This window comes from Microbispora sp. H10949 (genome assembly GCF_014161435.1).
Lineage (GTDB): Bacteria > Actinomycetota > Actinomycetes > Streptosporangiales > Streptosporangiaceae > Microbispora > Microbispora triticiradicis.
This window is the reverse complement of sequence record NZ_JABBWZ010000009.1, coordinates 254974-278590: the sequence shown is the minus strand read 5'-3', so window position 1 is coordinate 278590 and position 23617 is coordinate 254974. Positions and strand designations below refer to the sequence as shown.

14 protein-coding genes and 1 pseudogene are annotated in these 23617 nt (G+C 68.7%); 5 read left to right on the top strand and 10 right to left on the bottom strand.

Annotation, left to right across the window (positions count from 1 at the left end; genetic code table 11):
- Positions 1 to 220: 220 nt before the first annotated feature.
- The gene (locus HHX40_RS24290; RefSeq protein WP_182882454.1) at positions 221 to 2701 is read left to right on the top strand and encodes a SpoIIE family protein phosphatase; all 2481 of its coding nucleotides are present in this window, start codon (positions 221 to 223) and stop codon (positions 2699 to 2701) included.
- 36 nt (positions 2702 to 2737) lie between these two features.
- On the opposite strand, the gene HHX40_RS24285 is transcribed toward HHX40_RS24290, so the two are convergent.
- The 5 genes from HHX40_RS24285 to HHX40_RS37090 form a co-directional block, all read right to left on the bottom strand.
- Positions 2738 to 4171: an acyltransferase family protein gene (locus tag HHX40_RS24285; protein ID WP_259403887.1), complete on the bottom strand. Its 1434-nt coding sequence runs from the start codon at positions 4169 to 4171 to the stop codon at positions 2738 to 2740.
- Positions 4150 to 6786, bottom strand: coding sequence for an RICIN domain-containing protein (locus HHX40_RS24280; protein WP_220499501.1), 2637 nt, complete (start codon positions 6784 to 6786; stop codon positions 4150 to 4152). The genes HHX40_RS24285 and HHX40_RS24280 overlap by 22 nt, the downstream gene beginning before the upstream one ends.
- 418 nt (positions 6787 to 7204) lie before the next feature.
- Positions 7205 to 7603: an STAS domain-containing protein gene (locus HHX40_RS24275; RefSeq protein WP_182882452.1), complete on the bottom strand. Its 399-nt coding sequence runs from the start codon at positions 7601 to 7603 to the stop codon at positions 7205 to 7207.
- Positions 7604 to 7776: 173 nt separating this feature from the next.
- Positions 7777 to 10668 carry a glycosyl hydrolase family 95 catalytic domain-containing protein gene (locus HHX40_RS24270; RefSeq protein ID WP_182882451.1) on the bottom strand — a complete coding sequence of 964 codons (2892 nt, stop codon included), beginning with the start codon at positions 10666 to 10668 and terminating at the stop codon, positions 7777 to 7779.
- A gap of 153 nt (positions 10669 to 10821) precedes the next feature.
- On the bottom strand, positions 10822 to 12282 hold the full coding sequence (locus HHX40_RS37090) for an arabinofuranosidase catalytic domain-containing protein (protein WP_182882450.1): 1461 nt from the start codon (positions 12280 to 12282) through the stop codon (positions 10822 to 10824).
- A gap of 447 nt (positions 12283 to 12729) precedes the next feature.
- On the opposite strand from HHX40_RS37090, the gene HHX40_RS24260 reads away from it, so the two are divergent.
- Positions 12730 to 13131 (top strand): hypothetical protein, encoded by a 402-nt coding sequence (locus HHX40_RS24260; RefSeq protein WP_182882449.1) that lies wholly within the window; start codon positions 12730 to 12732, stop codon positions 13129 to 13131.
- Between the two features lie 47 nt (positions 13132 to 13178).
- On the opposite strand, the gene HHX40_RS24255 is transcribed toward HHX40_RS24260, so the two are convergent.
- The 3 genes from HHX40_RS24255 to HHX40_RS24245 form a co-directional block, all read right to left on the bottom strand.
- The gene (locus HHX40_RS24255) at positions 13179 to 14816 is read right to left on the bottom strand and encodes a hypothetical protein (protein WP_182882448.1); all 1638 of its coding nucleotides are present in this window, start codon (positions 14814 to 14816) and stop codon (positions 13179 to 13181) included.
- Positions 14817 to 15100: 284 nt separating this feature from the next.
- Positions 15101 to 16213 (bottom strand): serine hydrolase domain-containing protein, encoded by a 1113-nt coding sequence (locus HHX40_RS24250; RefSeq protein WP_182882447.1) that lies wholly within the window; start codon positions 16211 to 16213, stop codon positions 15101 to 15103.
- A gap of 87 nt (positions 16214 to 16300) precedes the next feature.
- Positions 16301 to 16972 carry a DUF4097 family beta strand repeat-containing protein gene (locus HHX40_RS24245; protein ID WP_182882446.1) on the bottom strand — a complete coding sequence of 224 codons (672 nt, stop codon included), beginning with the start codon at positions 16970 to 16972 and terminating at the stop codon, positions 16301 to 16303.
- Between the two features lie 222 nt (positions 16973 to 17194).
- Here HHX40_RS24245 and HHX40_RS24240 point away from each other — a divergent pair, with 222 nt between their 5' ends.
- Positions 17195 to 17929, top strand: coding sequence for a GbsR/MarR family transcriptional regulator (locus HHX40_RS24240; protein ID WP_182882445.1), 735 nt, complete (start codon positions 17195 to 17197; stop codon positions 17927 to 17929).
- Between the two features lie 268 nt (positions 17930 to 18197).
- Here HHX40_RS24240 and HHX40_RS24235 read toward each other — a convergent pair whose 3' ends face one another.
- Complete coding sequence (locus tag HHX40_RS24235) at positions 18198 to 19679, bottom strand: RICIN domain-containing protein (RefSeq protein WP_220499500.1); 1482 nt, start codon at positions 19677 to 19679, stop codon at positions 18198 to 18200.
- 624 nt (positions 19680 to 20303) lie between these two features.
- On the opposite strand from HHX40_RS24235, the pseudogene HHX40_RS38305 reads away from it, so the two are divergent.
- Together HHX40_RS38305 and HHX40_RS24230 are read left to right on the top strand one after the other, a co-directional pair.
- Positions 20304 to 20489: pseudogene (locus HHX40_RS38305) on the top strand (DeoR family transcriptional regulator); the annotation flags it as partial.
- Positions 20490 to 20513: 24 nt separating this feature from the next.
- Positions 20514 to 21449, top strand: a complete 936-nt coding sequence (locus HHX40_RS24230; RefSeq protein ID WP_259403886.1) for a substrate-binding domain-containing protein — start codon at positions 20514 to 20516, stop codon at positions 21447 to 21449.
- Here HHX40_RS24230 and HHX40_RS24225 read toward each other — a convergent pair.
- Entirely contained in the window at positions 21409 to 23361 is a 1953-nt protein-coding gene (locus HHX40_RS24225; RefSeq protein ID WP_182882442.1) for a DUF2264 domain-containing protein, read from the bottom strand. The two genes, HHX40_RS24230 and HHX40_RS24225, sit on opposite strands and share 41 nt — an antisense overlap.
- Positions 23362 to 23617: the final 256 nt, after the last annotated feature.

Sequence of the window (23617 nt, the reverse complement as noted above, 5' to 3'; positions counted from 1 at the left end):
GCGGGTCCGGCCGGAGCACCTCGCCCGGCCGGACCCGCTCGTTCGTCTGCCCGGGGACGGCGCCGCTCCCTTCCGGGAGCGAAAGGGCCGCAGTCGTAAGATGACGAAGTAGACGAGATTGCCGCTGGTCAGAAGGCATGCCATGGGGGTAAGCGGTTCGCGTCGCACGCGACGGGTTGCGGGGGAAGGCGGACTGACCCGGCGCACGATCATGGTGAGCGTGCTGCTCCTGGGCCTCATCAGCGGCGCCTTCGCGTTCCTCCTGCCGGCGATCGTGGGTCTTCGTGAGGCGGTGGATCTGACGAACCACTCCAGGCATGTGCTGACGAGCGCGAACCACCTCCAGAGGCTCGTCATCGACCTCGAGACCGGCCAGCGGGGGTTCGTCATCGCCGGGGAGGAGAGCTTCCTGCAACCATGGAGGCAGGCCCGTGCCGCCATCCCCGAGCAGGCGGCCACCCTGGAGCGTCTCGCGACCGCGGGCACCCCCACGCAGGGAGAGCGGGCGCGCCGGATCAGGCAATCCATCGAGGCCTATATCCATGACTATTCGGTTCCGACCGTGGAGGCCGCGCGGCGGGATCCGGCATCCGTGCACACCGTGGCGGTGACGCAGGACGGAAAGCGCCGCGTCGACGCGATCAGGGGCCAGTTCCAGCAGTTCGTGAATTTTGAGGATCAACTTCTCGCGTCGCGACAGGCACGCGCCGCCGAAGCCGCCGTCCGGGCCACCGCGGTGGCGTCGATCGGTGTGGTGGGATCGATCCTGCTCATCCTCGCCTTCGACACCTACCTGATCCGGTCGATCGTCCGGCCGGTGCGAAAAGCGGCCGCCGTCGCCTCCCGGCTCGCCGACGGAGACCTCACGGCGCGCATGCCCGAAACCGGTGCGGGCGAGATCGGGGAGCTCGAAGTCGCGTTCAACAGCATGGGGCACTCGCTGGAGGAGAGCCGCAAGCTGACAGAGATGGCGCACAGACGCCTCAAACTGCTGTACGACGCCAGCACGGCGGTGGGCACCACCCTCGATGTGCGGCGGACGGCGGAGGAACTGGTGGAGGTGGCGGTCCCCGAGTTCGCCGACTTCGTCACGGTCGACCTGGTGTTGGCCGTCGTACAAGGCGATGACCACCACCCGGACGAGGGCGAGACGCTGTGCCGGGTGGCGATCGGAGGCATCGGGAACACCGGGTCGTTCCACCCGCCCGGCGTGCCGATCACGTGGGCCCCGCCCACGCCTCAGGCCCGCAGTCTCGACTGTGACCTCCCCGTGATCGAGCCCGATCTGCGGGCCTCCACCGCGTGGCGGTCCCAGAAGCCGGAAGAGGCCGCCCGGATCCTGGACCAGGGCATCCATTCCCTGATCACGACTCCGCTGCGTGGCCGGGGGATGCGGATGGGCGTGGTCAGCTTCTGGCGCTCGCGGCCGCCCGGGCGCTTCGACGAGGAGGACCTGTCCTACGCGGCGGAGCTGGCCGCCAAGGCCGGCGTCGTCATCGACAACGCCCGCCGTTACACCCACGAACGCAACACCGCGCTCACCCTGCAACGCAGTCTGCTGCCCCAGCGGCTGCCCGTGCAGCCGGCGGTGGAGATCGCCTCCCGTTATCTGCCGGCGGGCGCGCAGACCGGGGTGGGCGGCGACTGGTTCGACGTGATCCCGCTGTCCGGCTGCCGGGTCGCCCTCGTCGTCGGAGACGTCGTCGGCCACGGCATCCACGCCGCCGCGACCATGGGCCGGCTGCGCACCGCCGTACGCACCCTGGCCGACGTCGACCTGCCGCCCGACGAGCTCCTCACGCACCTGGACGATCTGGTCATCCACCTCACCGGCGAGGAACAGCCCGGCACGGCGGAAGGCGACCCAGCCGCGTTCGCCGAGCTGGGAGCCACGTGCCTGTACGCCGTCTACGACCCCGTCTCGCGCTGTTGCACCATCGCCACCGCCGGTCACCCACTGCCCGTCCTGGTCGCTCCCGACGGCGCCACGGAACTGGTGAGCGGGCCGGTCGGCCCTCCTCTCGGCGTCGGCGGCCTGCCCTTCGAAACCACCGAGCTGCGCCTGACCGCGGGCACCGTCATCGCCCTGTTCACCGACGGCCTGATCGAGTCCCGCGACCGGGACATCGACCAGGGCCTCGCCGAACTGCGCTGCGCCCTGGCGCTGCCGACCACATCGCTTGAGGACACCTGCGACACCGTGACCGGCGCCCTGCTCGGCGGCCGCGCGGCCGACGACGCGGCCCTTCTCCTGGCCCGCACCGCGGCCCTCTCCCCGGACCAGATCGTGACGTGGGACGTCCCCGCCGACCCGGCCGTGGTCACGCACACCCGGAAGCTCGCCATCGACCAGCTGCTCGTATGGGGACTGGCCGAGATGGAGTTCGTCACCGGGCTCGTGGTGAGCGAACTGGTCACCAACGCCATGCGCCACGGGACCGGGCCGATCCAGTTGCGGCTGATCCGCGACCGCACGCTGATCTGCGAGGTCTCGGACGGCAGCAACACCGCACCGCATCTGCGGCGGGCCCGCGTCTTCGACGAGGGAGGCCGTGGACTGCTGCTGGTCGCACAGCTCACGCAGAGCTGGGGCACGAGACAGTCGGCTTGTGGCAAGACCATCTGGTGCGAACAGGCCCTGCCTCCCTCCGTGCCGAGCGCGGACGGGACACATGGCGACCAGGTTTCCAGGGCGGCATGAGACGCCACGCCGTCGTGCCGGCTGCCGGATTCGGCGTCACCCGTGGCGCGGTCCGGCCTCCGTGGCAGGAGGAGTCGAGCGCAGCAGGCGCAGGACCGCCGCGCAGGCGAGGTAGGTGACCAGCGCGACCGCCGGCATTCCCGACCCGGTCGGAGCGGTGCCGGGCCACAGGCTGTTGGCGAGCAGGGCGAAGGCGACTCCTGCGAATCCCGCGACGGCCAGCCACGGCCGGAAGACCCGGCAGGACGCCATGCGGGCCAGGACGGCCGGCGTCGGGAGCGAGATCCGGCGGAGCCGCAGGGCGCCGCGCACCTCGATCGGGCCGAAGATCGCGACGAGTGGCGTGAGAGCGGCGCCGAACAGGACCAGCAACGGGATCCGCCAGGCCAGCCACGCGGCCGATCCGGCCTGCGGAGTCGGCAGCACGCCCGCGACGTGCAGCGCGGCGACCAGCAGGATCGCGGCGGAGATGTGCCAGAGGAAGATCGTCATGATCACCGAGTTGACCGCGACCACGGCCGTCCACCTGCCGCCGCGCCGTAACCATCGCTCGCCCCGATCCCGCAGCAGCAGCGCCACCCCGAGCTGGGCGGTGGCGACCGCGAGCAGGGCCAGGCTGGGCGGGGACATGTTGTGCAGCCGCTCGCCGGGCACATTGATCATGCTGATCGGGTAGGGACCGGCCAGCGTGAGCAGGAGCAGCGCGCCGGTCCCGCCGAGCAGCAGCGACACCGCGACGCGAGGGCGGGCCGGCAGCCCGTCCCGCCAGGCGAAACCCATCTGGTGGACGGCCAGCCAGCCGAACAGGAAGTTGCCGCTACCCCAGAAGCCGTGGCCGAGGAGACGGGCCACATCACCGGCTGCGACGAGCCCCACCAGCACCGGCGGGACGGCGAGTCCGTACCGGCGATGGAGGGCGTGCATCGGCGGGGTCAGCACGACCACCACCAGGTAGGCCACGAGGAACCACAACGGGATCGAGGCCAGCCAGACCACCGTACGAACCCGGGCAGGGTCGGCGTCGAAGAACAGGCCCGCCGCCAGCGCGCCGCCTCCCAGCACCAGCACCAGGGCCGTGGTCGGCGGGATCAGCCGGCCGCTCCGCCTGATCAGCCACTCGGTGGCGTTCCCTCCGCGGCGTCGCTCCGCGGCCAGGGAGACGGCGTTGGCGTACCCGCCGACGAGGAAGAACACGGGCATCACCTGGACCACCCAGGTGATCGGCTGCGCCCACGGCAGCTCCGGCAGCGCCGACCGGCCGGTCAGCTCGCCGTGCTCGTCGTAGCCGACCACCGTCGCCAGCCAATGCCCGAGGACCACCGCGACGATCGACACGGCTCGCAGCAGGTCGACGAACCGCTCCCGCGACGGTGGCGTCCGCTCCGCGAGCCGCCGCACCTCCCGCGACGCGGCGCCCACGTTCTGCATGTTCCCCGGCGAACGTCGTCTCAGGCCGGGATCAACTGCCATTGCTGGTTGGTGCCGCCGTTGGCGGTCCACTGCACGACCTGGGCACCGTCGGAGGTGGACGCGCCATACACGTCCGCCAACAGCCCGCTGCTGTAGCTGACGATCGTGTAATAGCCATCGCCGGTGGATCGCAGGTACCACAGCTGGTTGGTGCCGCCGTTGGCGGTCCACTGCTGCAGTTGCAGCCCTTGGGTCGTACTGCTGCCGTTGACGTCGAGGACCTTGCCGGTGGGGACGTAGCGCAGGGTGTACGCGCCGCCCTGACCGCTGGTGACGGTCCACGCGGAGGCGCCGGTCTGCTGCACGGCCTTGGCGCCGTCCGCGGTGGAGTTGCCGGCCACGGCGAGCGGCTTGCCGCTGTTGCGGTTGACGATCCGGTAGGCCGCGCCCGAGACCGGGCCGCTCGAACCGGATCCGACATTGAAGTACTCGATCGCGTCGGTGAACGTCGTGGCACCCGACTTGGTGGTCGTCAGCACCAGGTACACCCGCGAGCCGCTCGCCGGTGTGGTGAAGGTGACCGGCTGGGTGACCCGCGAGCCGAGTGGGATGTTCAGTGTGGTCTGCCCCGACGCGATCACGGTGCCGTCGGGCCGGTCGAGCCGTGCCGACCAGGAGAATCCGACGGAGGTGTCGCGCAGGTCGTCGTTGAAGACGGTGATGTTGCGGGTCACGGAGGCGTTGGAGGCGTAGGTGTTCACGGCCTGCGGCAGCGGGAAGGTGCCGTTGGCGTCGGAGGCTCCGGACGCCGACCAGTAGGGCAGGTCGATCGCCGCGACCGGGTTGAACGCCGCTTGGACGCGCTGGATCTGGGGGTTGCTCCAGGGATCGGACAGGTTGTCCGCACCGTAGAGCGGATGACCGCCCTCCTCCGGCACGAAGTCCGTGGAACGCACCCCGGGCACGAAACCGGCCCACGCGGACAGCAGCGTGTACGGGCGCAGGTCGGCGGCGTCCTTGCCGCGTTTGGCGGCCGTCGCCGTGGCGAACCACATGAAGCCCTGCTTGGTGTTGCACTTGTTCCAGACGTACTCGCCCTCGCCGTCGGGACGGCCGGTCACGGTGGCCACCCGCTCCCCGTACTGCCCGACGCCGTCGAGGTAGTGGGCGAAGACCGCGAAGTTGCCGTACCTCATGTTGGGGTACCGGCTGGGTGCGTCGGCGCCTGGTGCGGCGTCGAGGCTGACCGGGCGGGTGCCGTCGTTGCCGTTCATCGCCGCGTAGAGATCCTGCTCGAACTGCTCGGAGTCGTTGCCGAAGGTCGGTTCGTTGGCCTGGCTCCAGCGGATGACGGCGGGATGATTGCGGTCCCGCAACGTGAGTGCGCGGGCGTGAGCGACCATGTGATCGTGCCCTGAGACGAAGTCCTGCGCGCTGCCGCGGATGCCGGTCTCGTCGATGATCATCAGGCCCGTCTCGTCGGCCACGTCGAGCATGTACGGGCTGGCCGGCTCCTGGTGGATGCGCACCACGTTGTAGTTGAGCCGCTGATAGTTGTCCACGGCCTGCGGCCAGCCGCCGTTGCCCGCCGAGGGCGGGAGGAAACCGGGCAGCGTGTCGTAGGCGTCGCCCTTGCCTGCGTTGTTGACCCGGTCGTAGTCCGCACCCTGCAGGTTGTCGCCGCGGAAGTTCACCCGGACGCCGTTGATGTAGTAGTACTCGCCGTTCTGGGTGGTCTCACGGAACCCGAACCGGTATGTCGCGTCACTTGTCCGGCCGTCGTCGGTCGCCGCGCGGACCTTGAGACGGTGAAGCTGGGCTCGATACCCCGACCGGTAGGGGACGTTCGGCCACCAGTACGAGGTGCTGCCGAGGTTCCACGCGACGGAATCGACCGTGACCTTGGCCGTCGACCGCGCCCCCACGGTCACGGTGCGGGCCGGCAACGCCGGGTAATCGAACGTCCCGCCGCCGTCCGACGACAGCTCGCCGGTCACCGTCACCGATCGAGCGCTGCTCGAGGTGTTGGTCACCCACACGTCGTAGCCGAGGGTCTGGTTCGCGACCGACGTGCGGATGAACGTGTCGCTGACGTACACGGCCGGATACACCCGCAGGAACGCGGAGCGGAAGATGCCCTGCGGGACCGCCTCGGACCAGTCGGCCGCCACGGGCACGATGTACTTGCCGTTCGCCGGGTTCTTCAGCGCGCCGCGGCCCTTCACGTCGACGGTGATGGTATGAGTGGTGCCCGGGGCGGCATAGGCGCTGATGTCGAACTTCGACGGGGTGAAGGCCGTGGTCTGCGTCGCGACCACCCGGCCGTCCACCGACAAGGTCGCCTGGTGGTTCACGGCGCCGAACTCGATCCACGTCGACTGCGGCTGCCCCGAGTCCGGCACCGTCACCGTACGCGAGTACACCGCCTGGGACACATCAGTGAAACCCTGCTTGTACCAGCCACCTCCGGGCACCTTGATCGACGTCGTCGACCGGCCCGCCGGGGTGAAGCTCCAGGTCCCGGCGAGATCGACCGAGGCGATCGCGGCATTGCCCGCGGTGAAGCCGTCGATGTCCCCAGCGGCGGCAACCGTCGCGGTGGGCTCCGTCGGCGCGGACTGCTGTGCCGCCACAGCCGGCTGAGCCCCGATCATCGCGACAAGGAAGACCGCCATCAGAGCCGGCCACCTGCTTACCGGACGTCGAGGACGGGAGGAGGGATCGCTCCGCTGCATGGCTGATCCTTTCGGGTGGATCCCTGGTGCGATGGGCGTCTCATCCGGCCGCCGCCCACGACGACGTCTTGACGGGGGCACGCTGTCTCCTGGTACGGGCAGTGTCGTATCGATTCGACGGTACGGCCGGACACCACACGTAAGCCCCCGCATCCCTGCTGTCAAGGCTCATGGTTCGAGTGGAGATGGGATCACTTCGGCTGTACGGTTCCACCACGGCCGATTCACTCTGGCAAATCCCTACGTGGTGCAACTTTCAGACCGCGTCGGACGCCTCGTACATGGGATGTCTCAGCGGTTCCGAGATCGAGCGCCCTACGGGAAAACGGTCCGACACGGCGAGCGGGGACGCCTTGGGTCATCCGCCGGAGGCGGTAGGGAAGGCTTTCGCGGCTCCGGTGATGTCGAGAACGCGCCGCAGGATGCCGTGAACGTTGACGAGTTCCAGACTTCCGCCCATGGCGGTGACGGTCCGCTTGGCACTGAGCAACGCCCAGAGCCCGGACGAATCGCAGAACGTCAGACTGGCGACGTCGACCAGGAGGTGCTGCCGACCGCCGTACAGGGCGGCGTCGACCGCGTCGGTCAGGCGGACGCTTGAGAGGAAGTCGAGCTCGCCGTCGAGGGTGAGGATCGTGCGGGCGGATTCGTGCGTGATGGTGACTGACAGCGCAGTCATAGCAGTATCCGATCCCGATGCGAGAGAAATCGTCGACGCGCCCAAGTCAGGCGGCGACGAGTCATCGATAAGACCCACGTTACCTCCCGATCGCCACTGCAACCGCTAATGAACGGCCGGTGACCAGCCCGATCCACAGAACAGACACCCGCCACAGCTCGATCGCGGCGAGTCCGCACGCCTGGCCACCGGTTCCGCCTGCCACTTGACCTGACGCCGGGCTCCCGGCCCACGCCGGCGCGGTCACGCCGTCACACGGTGACGAGCTGCCATTCCTGGTTGGTACCGCTGTTGGCGGCCCATTGGATGACTCGGGCGCCGTCGGCTGTGGAGCCGGCTTCGACGTCCGCGCACAGTCCGGTGCCGGCGTTGACGAGCCGGTAGTAGCCGCTCGTGGCAGCGGGGACGAGTTTCCACCGCTGGTTCGCGCCGTTGGTGTCGGTCATCTGGACGAGCGCGGTGCCCTGGTTGGCGTTCGGGCTGGTGAGAGCCTTGCCGCTGCCGAGACCGATCAGCCGGAACGAGCCGTCGGAGTTCTGCGACATCCGCCACTGCTGGTTGGTCCCGCCGGTCCAGGGCCACTGGACGATGGCGGCGCCGTCGGCGGTGGAGCCGCCGTAGACGTCCAGCACCTTGCCGCTGTTGCGGTTGACCAGGCGGACGACGCTCGTGGACGGGCCGCCGGCGCTCAGCTCGACGGTGATCTGGGTCGTCGTACCCGCGGTGAGCGACACCTGCCGGGCGTGGCTGCCCAACGGCGAAGCGGTGACGCTCGCACCGGTGGTCAAGGAGGCGATCCCGCGCCGGCAGATGAGCGTTATGGTCTGGGTGATGTCGGAGACGACGGAGGCGGTGACGGTCCGGGCGCTGATGTCCCAGGTGAGCGACTCGATCCGGATGCGGTTGCGGCCGCGTACGCCGGTGATCGTGCCCTTGGCGAACTGGTCGGGCAGCGCGGGCAGCAACTCCAGGACGCCGGGCCTGCTGTAGATCAACGCCTCGGCGAGAATCGCGGGCAGCGAATTGGCGGCGTCGGCGTTGTAGATCGACAGGTTCGGGTTGTGCGAGGTCATCAACGATCGGAAGACCATGTTGTTGCCCAGGATCTTCCGCAGGTTGCCGTACACGCCGGCGCCGTCCTTGAGCCGGGCTCGGGCGAGGCTGCGGTGGATGGCACCGTGGGCCTCCCCTCCCTCGTCGCCCCGAAGATCCAGGGCGCGGCTCGCATAGCGGATCAGGTCGGGCTTGTCCTCGGGGTTGATCTCGTGCAGCGGCCAGACCGGGTACATGTGCTGTACGTGACGGTGGTTGTACCGGTCGGTCAGGCTGGGCCACGACCATTCCGCGAGCGCCCCGTCTCCGTTGATCCGGTAATCGGGCATCTTGGCCAGCAGGGCGGTCCAGCGTTGCACGCCCTGGCCCGGGCCCTGCTCGGTGCCGAGGAAGTTGGCGGCGTCGATGGCGGCCTGCAGCGCGTGCTTGCCCGCGGCGATCTCGCCGGTCGCATTGATCGACAGTTGCCTGCCCGTGTTGCCCGGGCTGTTCTCCATGGAGAAGCACGGCACGAAGACGACCCTGCCGTTGGCGTCGGTGCGGGTGAGGAAGTCCTCGTAGAACAGTGCGAGCTCGATCAGGACCGGGGCGAGCTTGGTGCGGTAGAAGGTGGCGTCACCGCTGACCTGGTAGTACTCGAGCAGCGGATAGAGCAGCCAGTCGGCGCCGCCGATCCAGGTGTGGCCGGGGAACCCGCTGTCGAAGTGCAGCATCTTGCCGTACTCGCCGTCGGTCCGGGAGGGAGCGAGCAGGCCGCGAGCGCCGTAGAGGTTTCTCGCGTTGGTGCGCCAGTCGTCGATCTGGCCGAGGATCAGGGTGAAGTAGCCGTCCATGGCTTCGGTGAGGGACAGGATGTTGCCCCCGGCGACCTGGAAGTTGACGTTGGCGTCGGTGGTGAAGTCCCCGGCCCACGCCGCGTCCCAGGCGCCCGTCCACAGGCCGGTCAGCCGTGGTGGCAGGACGCCGCTGGAACTGAGGAACAGATAACGCCCGGAGTCGTACATCCGCTCCAGCAACGCGAGGTCGATGACGTTGCGGTTGGAGTTCTGCCGGCCGATCAGCTCAGTGGTCGGCAGTTGCCGATCGGCCGCGCTGACGTTCAGGTCGAGGCGTGAACGGTCGTACAGCGGGGTGTGCAGGGCGGTGTGCCGCGCGAGCAACGCCGTGTAGTCGGCGGTCAGCGCGGCCAGCGCCGTGTGCAGGGGTTTCGCGTCCCACGCGGTGGACAACTCGTAGCGGTCGAGTTTCGTCAGCAGCACGAGCTTGGCCGCCCCGGCCACGACGATGGTCGACCCGCTCACCCGTACCGAGCCGCCGGTCGCGACCACCCGGGTGACGCCCTCATAGCCGAACGCCCCCTGCCCGGCCGGGTATGTGCCCCGCAGGTTCAGGTAGCCCTCACCGTTTCCGGTCGTGGCGAGCGTGGTGAAGCCGACGGACCCCGGTACGCCGCTCAGGGCCGTGTTGACGCTCAGCGTGGTGTCGATCGTCCGGCCCGGCGCGGGAGTGAGTTCGTGGACGATCACCCGGTCGGCTCGGGAGGCGAAAGCCCGGCGCGTCCACGCACCGTAGCTGTCGGTCCACGTCGAGGTGACCTCACCGGTCCTGAAATCGGTGACCCGGGCGTAGTTGCCGACCGTCGTCATCCCCGGGGTGCTGATTCGCAGCTCGTAGCCCGGATGGAAGGTCTGGGTCCAGCGCAGCGACCATCCGGACGTGAAGTCGCCGGTGGCACCGTTGAAGTCGCCGGCAAGCGCCTTGTCCCTGACCCCCGCCAACCGGCCCGACAGAACCGGCGGAGTCAGGTTACGGGTGCCGTTGGGCAGCACGAACCGATGATGCGTGAAGACCACCTTCTCCAGAGTGGGCGCGCCGTAGAGCATGGCCCCGTACTCCCCGTTGCCGGTAAGGAAGGCATCGGTCCAACTCGCGGCCGCGGCCGTGTCGTAGATGCCGCGTTGCGGCAGCGTCACCTGTGGCGGCACGGCGGCAGCGGCTCGGTTGGAGAAGATCGCCGAAGGAAGCGCGGCGGCGCCGACGGTCGCCGCCGTGGTGGCGATGAAGCGTCGACGGTTCAGCGGCATGTTCATCGAAGCTCCTGGTGACGAGTTGGGGTGATGACCGCGGCCGAGCGTCGCCTGTGCGGGCAGAGGACCGTTTCCGGGGGAGCCGTGGCCCCACCCAGGTGTCCGGACCTCTGCCCGTGGCTTCACCCGATCGCCCTCATGCGCCGAAGGTCGGAATCAGCTGCGCAGGGTCCACTTCTGGTTGTTTCCGCCGTTGCAGGCCCAGAGGATGAGCTTCGTGCCGTTGGCGGTACCGGCCGCGTTGGCGTCCAGGCACAGCCCGGACTGCACGCCGGTGATCGTGCCGTTGGAGTTGACGTTCCACTGCTGGTTGGTCTGTCCGTTGCAGTCCCAGATGATCACCTGGGTGCCGTTGGCGGTGCCCTGGCCGTAGGCGTCCAGGCACTTGTTGCCGAACACCTGCAACTGCTTGCCCGAGGTGTACGTCCACCGCTGGTTGGTGCCGCTCCCGCAGTCCCACAGCTGCACCTGGGTGCCGTTGGTGGTGCTGGAGTTCGGCACATCGACGCACCGGCCGGACTGGCCGCCCACGATCTGGACGCCCTGCTGCGGGTTTCCGCCGCCAGCCGGCGCGTAGCCCGCGGCGGCGATGTTCGCCTGTACGGCGTCCTCGGTGGCGGCGCTCGGATAACCGGAGGTCAACACGCCCTCGAAGAAGGTGCCGCGGCCGGAGACGCTGTTGTCACCGCCGATGCCGAGCAGGATGGCGCCTTCCTTCTTCATCGGGTTGTAGCCGTTGGGGCGCCGTCCGTCGAAGTAGTTCGTCAGGCCGCCCGACTGCGCGTTCCCGCCCCGGATGGCCCAGTGATTCGGCTCGCCCTTGACCATGGCCGTGACGAAACGGTGGTTGATCGACGCGAGGTTGTTGTAGCCCGCGTTCACCCCGGAGAACAGTCCCCACTCCAGGTCGGCCATGATCCAGGGACCGGCCCCGGCCCCGTAGCCCCACTGCTTGTTGGCGCCGAAGTAGACGGTCTCCATGATGGCGGGGGAGTCGGCCTGGCCGTCCGTCTGGGCGTTGCCGTAGTCGAAGCAACACCACTGGTTGTAGTGCGTGCCGTCGACGACGGCATAGATGCCCTCGGGCTGGTCGCCGGTCGCCACACCGTTGGTGTTGTTGTTGCGGTAGCCGGTGCCGGGCTCCACGCGGACGCCGTAGGCCTTCTGGCCGCCGATGGTGATCGGGGCAGCCTTCGCGTCGGCGAGGTTGTCGTATCCGCCCGCGGCCGGACCCTTCCAGTAGCCGGGCGGCGCCTGGGTGAGGCGGTTGTTCCGCCCGGACTGGTCGTAGAGGATGGTGATCACACAGTTCGTGCCGGCGCAGAACGAGTCCTGCGTGGCGGCGTTGACGACTCCGCCCGCGCTCAGCACGCCGATGTCGCGAGTGGTGTTGTCCGAGGCGCGCCTGACTTGGTAGAGCGGGCCGTTGTAGGCCGCGTACAGGGCACGCGTGGTGCTGTGCGCCGCCACACACGGCGTGCCACCGGCCGCGTAGATGTCACACGGACCCTGCGTCGCGGCCTGCGACGGCGTGGAGACGCCGGTCAGGCAGGCGGTGGCGATCAACGCGCTCGCCCCGGCCGTGAGCACCCTTCTCAGGCTCCCGAAAAGCATCATGCCTTCTTCTCTCAATCAGGAATCATGACCGGACGGCACCGATGCGGCAGGCCTAGCCAGGCGCGTGTTAGCGCTAACATCAATAAGCGTCCGAATCGATTCGATGGTTAACTGGGTAGTGCGGAGTCAAATCAATGAAGGTCCCGGCGTCAAGCACGTGGATCGCCTCGCTCGGGCGCCCGGGTGCCATCGGCGCGCCGCCTGGGCTCTTACCACGACAGGTTCGCACCGTTGCGATGAGATGTCGTGAAACTTTCATCCCCCGCTTCCGCTATGTGGCACGCCCTCACCCGCCTCATCCGACCGGCCGTCCCGCTCACGTGGACAACCAGGTGGCCCCAGATGGACGAGATCAACTGCCGCATAGAAATGGGACTATTTGTCCGGCGAGCCGTCTGCGCGGACGCCTTCGCCGCGTTCCCGAGAGCTGAAAGTGGATCCCCCCGCATGCCTCTGTCTGTAAGGGTCGCCCGGAACCTGATCTGGCTCCAGGCGACACTCGCCCTGCTCGGCATCGTCCTGCTCATCCTGGAGCTGGTTCTCGATTCCAACGACGTCCTGGAGAACCTGCTCTACGCCCCCTTCTACCTTCCGCCGATCCTCGCCGGCTGGTTGGCGAACCAGTGGCGCACCCGTCGCCCACGGATCCGTCACGCCACCATCGCGGTCCAGGTCGCCATCCCCCTGCTCGACTTCGTCCACTTCTTGGTCGAAGGCACTTTCGAGTGGGTTCTGACCGCGCCCTGGACCGCGCTCATCGTGACGCTGCTCCTGTTTCCTCCGGCGAGAACCTGGTTCACCCCGACGCTGCGAACCCCCGGAACCCCGTCGCAGCCGGCACCGCTTTGACCGTCGGTGACGGCGATTCGGATCGCCGTCACCGGGTCGCCGGGATGCTACGTGGCCGGTTGGAGGACGGTGACCACATGGCTGGTGTTCGCCGGCTCGATGACCGAGTTCCCAACCAGCCTGACGGTGTACTCGTGTTCGCCGGCCGTGGTCGGCGTATCCGCGAAGCCGAACGACCCGTCGGCGGCGGGAGCCACCTTTGCCAGGGCTTTCGAGGTGACGGTGCCATCCGGGCTGACGACCTTGCGTGAGACGACGATCGTCGTTCGCGGGAAGGAGACGCCGTCGGCGCCGAAGGTTCCGTTGAATTCAAGGCGCTCGCCGACGGCGCCCGTCGCAGGTCCGGTCACGGTGAGCACCGGCTGGTACAAGGCCACCGTGACGGTCGCCGAGGCGCCGCTACCGTCGAACCATGAGTTGCCGGGCCAGTACACCTGATAGCGGAACGTCCCGCTGGAGGGTGGAGTGTCGGTGAACTCATAGGTTCCGTCCGCCGCCGTGGTGATCTCCTGGTAGGGCCTGTAGGTGCCGTCGGGGAGCCGGCGGTACAGCTCGAGCGTCTGTACGCCGGGCAGCGACCCGGTGCTCAGCGTGAGCCGTCCGCTGAAGGTCGACTGCGTGAGCGCGGTCGCCGCGGAGGGAGCCGTCAAGGTCAGCGCGGAGGAGTGGTAGGGCGAAGGCGGCAGCCGCCAGAGGTGCATCCGCCCGGTGCCGGTGTCCTTCAGCACCGCCCAGGTGTATATGCCGTGGAAGGCGATGCTGCCCGCCACCAACGCCTTCCCCTGGTGGTCGGCCTCGTAGATCACCTCCGCCGTGGCCGGGTCGTACACCACGAGCTTCGCCGAGTCACCCGCGGGGGAGTTCCAGCCGCCCACGACGTACGCGCCGTCCGGACTGGCCGCGACAGCAGCGGGGAGACCGTACTCGCTCGACCCGCTGCCGCCGTAGGCACGGGCGTGAGTCAGGGTCGTCGTGTCCCAGGCGTCGAACCGGCCGGTGTCGTCCAACGCCGACAGCGCCGACCCGTCCTCGGTGAGGGCGAGATCCCGCAGGGGCGGCAGCCCGTCCGCGTCGCCGCGGATCTCGCCGCGCGGGATGCCCGGGGTGGTGTTGACGTCGTACACCCTGACTACGGCGGGACTGACTCCCGGCTCCCCGGCCACCAGCGTGGCCCCGGCGACGGCGACCAGCGGAGGCTGGGTCGTGCCCGGCCCCACCCGGACGGGGGTGGGCGTCGCCGCCGACACGATGAGGCCGACGACACCTCCCTCTCCCGCTTCGCCGCACCCGTATCCGATCCACAGCCGGTCGTGTGACTGCGTCAGAGTCGACGGGCACGGGTACGCACTGAGGTCGATACGCCGGGTTATGACGACCGCTACGGGGTCGATCTCGATCACTTCGTTCGAACCGCGCAGCGCCGCGTACACCTTCCTGGCGCCGTCCGGTGCGGACAGGGCGACGGCGCCGGACAGGCCGCTGATCGTGTCGATGGGACGGCCGTCGTAGGACGCGACCACGATCCGGTCGTCGGCTGCGACGAAGACCTTGCCGCCGCCGGCCACCACGTCTCCGCCTCTCCCGGCGACGACGCCGAGGTCGGCGACGACCCCGGTGTCCGCCGCCGCGGCGGCGGGCGACTGAGCGGCGAGCAGGCCCGCCATCACGAGCAGGGATCCGGCCAAGGCGACTAATCGGCGGGATAGGGGAGCACGGCCAGAGGTCGATGGGCGCACATGCACTCCGTTCTGATGAGAAGGGGGGGAAGCGAGCACCCTGACGTGACTGGAGGGCCCTCTTCCTCTGACGATCTTCATCAATCGAACGTATATTCGCATAGTGCGCCATTCTCGTCCAGGGCGCCTTCTGGTACGGCGAGTGATCCACGGGAAGAGATCGCCACCCTTGCCGACGAGATCGGCGAGACATGGCCAGAGCCGTCATCGACGTCCCACGGCTCGCCATTCCCTTACTGAGCCGGCCCGGCCTGTCCGCCGCCGAAAACCTCTCTGACGAGCCTTTGCGTCGCCTTCTGGAACGCCTCACCGAGGGAAAGTGCGGCGTCGTCGACATAGTTGAGCGCGGCGGTCAGGGTCTTGCTGCCGTCAGGCGTGCTGTACATCAGCGCGGCGTGACCCGCGGCTCCGCCGTTGTGGGTGATGACGGTGCCGCTGTTTTCGCCCGCGTCCTGCACGAACACCCCCAGGCCGTAGCCGACCTTGGGCTCCGGCGTGCACATCTCGGCCAGCAGAGGGGCCGGCAGGAGCTTGCCGCCCACCAGCGCGGAGATGAACGTGTGCAAGTCCCGCGTGGTGGAGATCATGTCACCGCCGCTGGAGATCCAGGAGGGGTTGTGGCGGGTGACGTCGACCGTATGGGTCTGGCCGTCCTCCTCGTAGCGGTAGTAGGCGTGGGCGTGCGGCTCGGGGATCTCGGTCTCGGTGCTCGGCTGAACGGTGCCGGTCAGGCCGAGCGGGCCCAGGATGAGGCGCTGCATCTCCTCGGCGACCGGGCGGCCGGTGACCCTCTCGATCAGCAGCCGGGCCAGCACGTAGTTGGTGTTGGAGTAGCTCCAGTCGGTGCCGGGCTCGAACCGTGACGGCTTGGACAGTGCCAGCCGGACCAGCTCCTCGGGCCGGTAGGTGGTGAAGCGGTTGTCGATCCACTCCTTGCCGGAGGGGGTGGCGGGGATCCCCGGCACGAACGTGCCGTCCTCGAAGTATTCGCCGGTGAAGTTGAACACCCCACTGGTGTGCTGCAGCAGCATCCGCACCGTGATCCGCCGGTCCAGCCCGAACTCCGGCAGGTAGTCGGCAACCGGGCTGTCCAGCTCGACCTTGCCCTCGGCCACCAGTTGCAGCACCACGGTCGCCGTGAACGTCTTGGTGTTGCTGCCGATCCGGACATGTCCGTCGACCGGCGGCTTGGCGTTCTCGCCCAGCTTGGCCACCCCTGCGCTGCCGACCCACTCGCCACGCTCATCGTGCACGCGCATCGTCACCCCGGTGAAGCCGGCATCGATCATTTCCTCGATGACCTTCTGCAGCTCCGGGCGGTCCTGGTCGGTGAGGGTGAGGGACATGGTGGCGTGCTCCTTGAGAACTGTTACGGATTTCATTTGAACGGACATCTGAACGGACAGGATCGTCGCGCCTGAGAGGTGCCCCTCTCACAGGCTGCGGGCGGTGATGTCGCCGTGGGCGGTGGTCGCGTGGATGGTCAGGGCGGCGTCGGCGCCGTCGGTGTTCCTGAGCGCGTTGTGGATCCGGCCGTAGGTGGTGCCGGCGTCCAGGGCGGCGGAGACTCCGCGGGCGGCGCCGACGGAGATCTCACCGGCCTCGGTGCGCAGCGTGACGGTGCCGCTCACGGCCTCGGTGATGCGGAGGTCGCCCTTCAGGGTGCTGATCTCCGCGGGGCCGCCCAGGCGACCGACCGAGACGTCGCCGGACTGAAGGGTGAGGCGAGCGCTCGCGGCCTCATCGAGCTTGACCGAGCCCTGCGCGCTCTCGACGACGACGTCGCCGAGCCTGCCGACTCCCCGGAAGTCGGCGAGGGCCGCCTTCGCTTCGATGCGGGAGCCTGCGGGCAGCTGGACGGTCACCTCGACGGATCCGGAAGGGCCGAGGATCCGGTTCTTCGCCTCCGGGGCCTTGATCCGCAGGACGCCGTCGCCGTACACGACCTCGGTCTGCTCCGCCGCCGTCACATCGCGGCTCTTGGAGGCGTTCGCGGGAAGGACCTCGACCGCGGTGTCGGCCCGGTCGGCGGCGATGAACCGGATGCGGCCGGCGGGGACGTCGAGGACGGCGGTCACCGGGATGGGGGTGTCGAACTTCTGCATCGTGCTCTCCTGCGGCTCGTTCTTTCCGATAGCGGAAACACTACGTTGCATTTCGCGATACGGCAATCAGCTCGTTGTGCTCAACGGCCATCACTGCAGGTGAAAGGTGGTATTTTGTTGCAATGGTTTTGAATCTAATGCAACAACACTCACTCCGCTCGTTGCAATGAACCGAGAGTGAACGCTATTCTGGAGGCACCGCAGACAACGAAGGAGACCGCGATGCCGGGAGGCCGACTCACCCAGCAGGAACGCCAGCAGATCGCGCTGGGACTGGCCGACGGCCTCGCCTACGCGGAGATCGCCAGAGGCCTCGACCGTCCGACCTCGACGATCACACGTGAGGTGACGCGCAACGGCGGCCCCACCGCCTACCGCGCCGACCTCGCCCACCGCGCCACCGAACACCGCGCCCACCGCCGCAGGCGCGCCGCTCCCCGGGACCCCAACACGCCCCCGCAGGCCCACGGGCGCGATGCCGAGGCCGTGCGCGAGTACGAGGAGACGTTCGCCACCGTCTTCATGCAGTCGGGCCTGCCCAAGATGACGGCCCGGGTGCTGGCCGGCCTTTACACCGCCGACACCGGCAGTCTCACCGCAGCCGAACTCGCCGGGCGCCTCCAGGTCAGCCCGGCGTCCGTCTCCAAAGCGATCACGTTCCTCGAAAGCCAGGGGCTCATCCGCCGGGAACGCGACGAACGCCGCCGCGAACGCTACGTGGTCGACGACGACGTCATGTACCAATCCACGATGGCCAGCGCCCGCGCCACCGCACACCTCGGCGAGGTCGCCCGGCAGGGCGTCGGCATCCTCGGCCCCGGCACCCCGGCCGCCGCCCGCCTGGAGAACATCGCCCGCTTCATCGACTTCGTCTCCGAGAGCATCGCCCGCGCTGCGGACCAAGCCCGCGAGATCCTCCACACGAAACCCGAAACGACCTCGGACGGCGTCACCTGAGCCGTCTTCGGATCGTGGGCAGGCAGCCTCGGCGACCACCGCCGGGACATCGGCGGCCGAGATGGCCAAGGCCCTGAAGGAGGCGGATCCCGCCGCCCGGAACGACCTCCACATGCGGATGGGCCTGCACCTCGCCTACGACCTCCTGGAGAAGGTCGCAGTCGAGGCCAGGCCCGACATGTATCGGATCCCCGGCACCGAGCACACAGCACGAGATCGGCACCGGGGAGGGATGGACCGCGGATCCGCGGTCACGTCGAGACGCTCGTCAGACGGCCGTGCGCGACCACTGCTGGTTGGTGCCGCCGTTGCACGAGTACTGCTTGAGGATCACGCCGTCCGCGGTGGACGCGGACGGTACGTCCACGCATTTGCCGCTGTGTCGTGCCCGGAGCTGGAAGTAGCCACCGTTGGCGACCATCTGAAACTGCTGGTTGTTGCCGGTGCCGCAGGTGTACTGGATCAGCTCGGCGCCGTCGGCGGTCGAGGCGCTGGTCACGTCGAGGCACTTTCCGCTGTGGCGGCTGATGATGCGCCAGTAGCCGCTGCCGGCGTCCTGGAAGCGCCACTGCTGCCACGCGTTGCCGTTGTAGGTGTACTGGTCGATGCGCGCGCTGTTGTTGGTGCTCGCCTGCTGGACGTCCATGGCCTTGCCGCTGTGGCGCGCGTCGATCCGGTAGAACGTGTCCGGCTGCGGTGAAGACGAGGGCGAAGACGAGGGCGAAGGCGAAGGGCTGGAGTCGCCGACGGTGTCGCCCCAGCCGTAGCGGACCCGGTTGGCGCCGTAGCCGTTGCGGGTGGACAGGTTGAGGGTCGTGCCGCTGCCGCCGAGAGCGAACATCGAGTACCAGTCGTAGCCGATGGTGCCCGGTTTGCCGCCGAGCGCGGGCCAGTAGGTGCCGCCCATCTGGTTGTCCCGCATGACCTGCGTCACGGCGCGGAGGTAACGCACGAAGTTGTCGGTGCTGTTCGGGTCGCCGTAGTTCAGGCCGGTGGACATCGGCGCGCCGTACTCCGTCACGACCGCGCGGGAGGCGCAGTTGCCCAGAAGCGACTGCATGTGGCTTCGGAAACCGTCGTAGGTCATCGCGCTGTAGAAGAAGGCGTAGTAGTGGAAGGAAAGCAGCGTCGAGTTGAAGCGGCTGTCGTTGCAGATGTCCCGCAGGTCCTGGCTGAAGCCGGTGCCGCCGATGAGTACCCGGCCGGGCACCGCCGAGGGGTGAGCGCTGAGCCAGTTCGCCGCGACGTTGCGCCACTCCGACGACGAATAGCCGTGCGGCTCGTTCATCGGCTCGAAGTAGACGTTGCCGTTCGAGCCGTACGTGTTGATCACGCTGGACCACATCGCGTTCCATGCGGCGAGGTTCGTGATCCTGCCGCCGGAGGCGGCGCCGTCCTCCCAATAGGCCAGGATGACCTTGAATCCGCGTTCGGCGGCGGCGTCGATGGCGCCGCGGTAGGCGTTCCACCAGGTCGTGTTGGCCACGGTGTGCGTGTTGATGGGCAGCCGGACGGTGTTGACCCCCATGAGGTATTCCATGCTGTCGTAGAGCGAGTTGGCCTTGGCCCGTACCGTCGCATTGCTGTCGGACTGGCTCAGGCCCTGCACGACGAGCGTGCCGGTGCTGAAGTTGTCACCCAGCACGGCCCAGTTCATGCCTCGGAACTGGCTCGTGGCGGCATCGGCCGACGGTGCGGAGACGAGGGCCGCCGCTGCGGTGAGCGTGGTCACCACAAGGGCGATCAGCAATCGGCGCGACGACCGGATGCTGCGCGATGGTGCTGATAAGTAACGATCAGACGCCATGAAATGTCCCATCACTAGATGTACTGCTCGGAGATGGTTGGTGACGCGGCTGATGGTTGGACAGCCGGTGATCGGCCCGGAAGCGGGCGGCCGGCAGTTCTCGGTCAGCGGCGAGACCCACCGCCGCGAGTCGATCACAAGGGTCTGTGGAGGAAGGTGTTAGCGTTAACACAGAGTGGTCAGACGGCTCCTCCCCCGGGTCTGGGTGGTGGTGGGTGGGAGCAAACATGAGGCCGTGATGATCTGTCAATCCCGGGATTGGACACTGACGGGTGGGGGGCGTCTGCCGGGTGTCTCCGCCGCGTCGCCGTTGGACGGCACTGAAAGTTTCACGGCACTCGCATCATCTTTGATCACATTCGATCGATATACTGCTCACCAAACGACAACGAGGACGATGGCAGGCACCGCGAACAGCTCGCGCGAGCAGGTGGCGGACCACACGCGTGGCCCGCTGCTCGATGATCCGATGCTCCCGGCTGTGTGGAGCGGAAGCCTGACCCGGCCGGCGCCGATCCTGCCGAAGACGGCACAGGGAGTTGTCCAAGTGCGGGTGGAGGTTGGCGAATGACGGTGTCCGGCGCAGCCGCACCGCTTCCGGATGAGCGGCGGGCACAAGTGATCGCGCTGCTTCGGAGACGCGGTGTCCTGCGGGTCACGGAGTTGGCGTCGGAGCTCGATGTCTCGGCCATCACCGTTCGCCGTGACATCGCCCGCCTTGCGTCTCAGGGGCTGATCCGGCGCGTCCGTGGCGGGGCTGCCCTTCCAGGCGCGACCATGGCAGCCGACGCGCTGATCAGTCAGATACCCGAGGTCTCACCCTCTCCCGAGTCGATGCCGGAGGCCGTCGGCGAGGCCGGAATCCGGGCCACGGTCGGGATGGTGGTGCCGTCGCTGGACTACTACTGGCCCGACGTCATCCGCGGGGTGCGCGAGGCCGCGGCCGCCTCCGGGACGCGCGTCGTCCTGCGGGGCGCGACCTACCAGGCCGCCGACGAGCGGCGCCAGCTCTCCTGGCTCGTCGACTCGGTAGGAGTGGACGGCCTCCTGGTGGCGCCGACCACCACCGGGGAGGACGGGGAGGAACTGGTGCGCTGGCTGCAGTCCGCCGACGTGCCCGTGGTCCTCGTCGAGCGCGCCGCCGCAGTGGGGCCCTACCGGGAGGCCATGGAGTCCGTCGTCAGCGACCACGCGTTCGGGGCCGCCATGGCCGTACGGCACCTGGCCGGGCTGGGGCACCGGCGTATCGGCGTGGTCACCACAATGGACAGCCCGACGAGTCCGCATGTGCGGCGCGGTTGGCGACAGGCCTGCGAGGAGCTCGGCCTCGGGCCTGACGACGCAGTGGATGCCAACACGGTCGACCGCAGAGACCCCGAGTGGCCGCATGCGCTGAACGACCTGCTCGACCGGTGCAGCGCTTCCAGGACGACCGCGCTGCTCGTCCATTCCGACCCGGAGGCCATCTCCCTGGTGGAAGCCTGTCAGGAACGCGGCATACGGATACCGGAGGATCTTGCCGTCGTCGCGTACGACGACGAGGTGGCTGAACTCTGCGAACCTCCGCTGACCGCGGTCCGTCCGCCCAAGTCGGCCGTCGGGCATGCGGCTTTCGGGCTCCTCTCGGCGCGCTTGGCGGATGACGATGCGCACCGTCCCAGGCACCGTGTCGTCATAGAACCCCGCCTGGTCGTCCGCTCGTCCTCATCGTGAGGTGGGCTTCCAGCCTGTCGACAATGCCATCCGGCCAGGTGACGACCGCCGCAGAGCTTTCCCAGCACACGGCCGGCGGCTCCCCCGGTTCCCGCCCGCCGAGGAAGATCGCCGCGTCGTACCAGGTGTGAGGTCGAGCCGGTCCAGTCGTGGCGCTCCACGGGATGAGTATCCGGGCCGCGAGTGGCGAGGCGTCCTCGGCGGATACCACGCCGGACGCGTTCAGCCCTTCCCCACCTACGATCCGCGAATGTGCGGTGCCGTTCGACACGGTGGCCGTGGCCGCCAGGGCCGTTCCCGCCCCTGGCAGCGGCCATCCGCCGACGCGGAGCGCGCCCTGCTCGCCCCCCGCTGCGGACACCTGGATCAGGCGTATCTCCCAAGGACCACGCACGACTGAGATCGTGTGAATCCATGGGCCGAGGCGCACCCGTCCGGCCCGTCCGTATCCGTGGTCGGGGCTTGTTCGATCGGGCTCGATCCAGTGCGCCTGCCACTGGGACGCGCCGACCAGCGTCCCGGTGGGCAGCCGATCGATGGCAAGGGTCTCGAATCCCGTACGGTGGCTGGGTTCACCGCTGCCTGTGAGGATCACCACCGACTGGTCCAGCGGGTGGCCGGCGTGCTCACCGGCGAGTACGGGCGAGGTGGCCGTCGAATACCCGAGGCGTGCGTACAGCGGGGAGTCGGTCAGGGTGGATCCGGGGTGGGAGTGGTCGGTGCCGTGGTTGGTCACCCGTACGACGCCGTCCGCGCGCGTTCCGCTGACGAGCCATCCGGGCGAGGAGACGATGAGGTGGTAGTCGTGGGACTCGACCGGCAGGGGCTCCTCGACCGCCGTCCAGACCGGGTGATCGGCGGGGAGGGACAGCCCGAGGAAACCCTTGGCCGCCCAGTACGGTGACCCCGGTCCGGAATAGGACTGGGCGATCGGCTGCCACGGCCCGTGCCAGCCCAACGTCAGCAGGCCCTCCTCGTCGGGGGCCCCGTGGTCGGCGAAATGCCGGGCGATACCAGAGGCGGCGCGGCGCAGGACACCCGGCGCGGGCGTTGCGACGCCCGCGCGCGCGCCCAGCCAGAACTGGGCCGCCGCGGCGAACCGGTAGGTGAGACTGCGGCCCTGGATGAGGGGCGAGCCGTCGGCGCCGACGAGGTGGACGGCGTCCTGTAGGTAGCGATCGAGCCGGTTCAGGTAGACCGGCCGTCGCGCGTCCGCCTCGGGGTCTCCGGCGGCCATCTCGGTCCAGACGAGCGGGTAGAAGTGCAACGCCCATCCGACGTAGTGGTCGTAGGCGCGCTCCGCGCCGTCGGCGTACCAGCCATGCTCCCGCGCGAAGCCGTCCGTCAGCGCGAGGCCCGCCTCGATGTCCCCGCGTTCGAAGGGGCCGCCGATGGAGGCGAGGAACTGCTCGACGACGATCTGGAACCAGATCCAGTTGATCGGCGGATAGTGCGCGCCGATCGCCGGCGCGAGGTAGTCCACCACCCGCTCCTGCACCCTCGGTGTCAGGCGGGCCCACAACCACGGCCGCGTCAGGTGGAGGACCAAGGCGATCGAGGCGGCCTCGACCTTGGCCTGGTCGTGTTCGTCCAGGCGCACCCAGCGGTCGGGCGAATCAGGGTCGGTGCCCGCGGCCAGGCCCTCGGCGTACCACTCCATGAGGTTCAGCGGGTCGCGCCCGCCTTCTCCGGCCACCCTGAATCCGGCGGCCAGGAATGTGCGGGCGAAGCCCTCCAGCGCGTCGACGTCCGGTCCGTACCCTCCAGGTGCGCCGGGGAAGTTGATCCGGGCATGAGAGGCCGAGGCGTAGCGGCGGGCCGACAGCAGGACGCGGTCGGCGAGTGCCGCCCAGTGCGCCCGGGTCCACCCGGTGAAGGGGGAGAGCTTCAGGTCATCGAGCTCGCGCAACATCCGCATGTCCTTCCCCGGCTGTCGAATGCGACGCCATCCACACCTGTGTGATGTCCGCGTAACCCGAACCCGACGCGATGGTGGCATCCGGGCCTGGCAGGGTCAAGACGCTTGCCGATCGCTCCGGCCGTGTTGCTTCTGGCGAGGTCAATCTGATCAATAACGATCGAACATTCTGATCGATGGTGATTGCAAGGCATTGACGTGATTGAACCGAGTGGACATGATCGGCCTACCGGTAAGCGCTTTCCGGAAG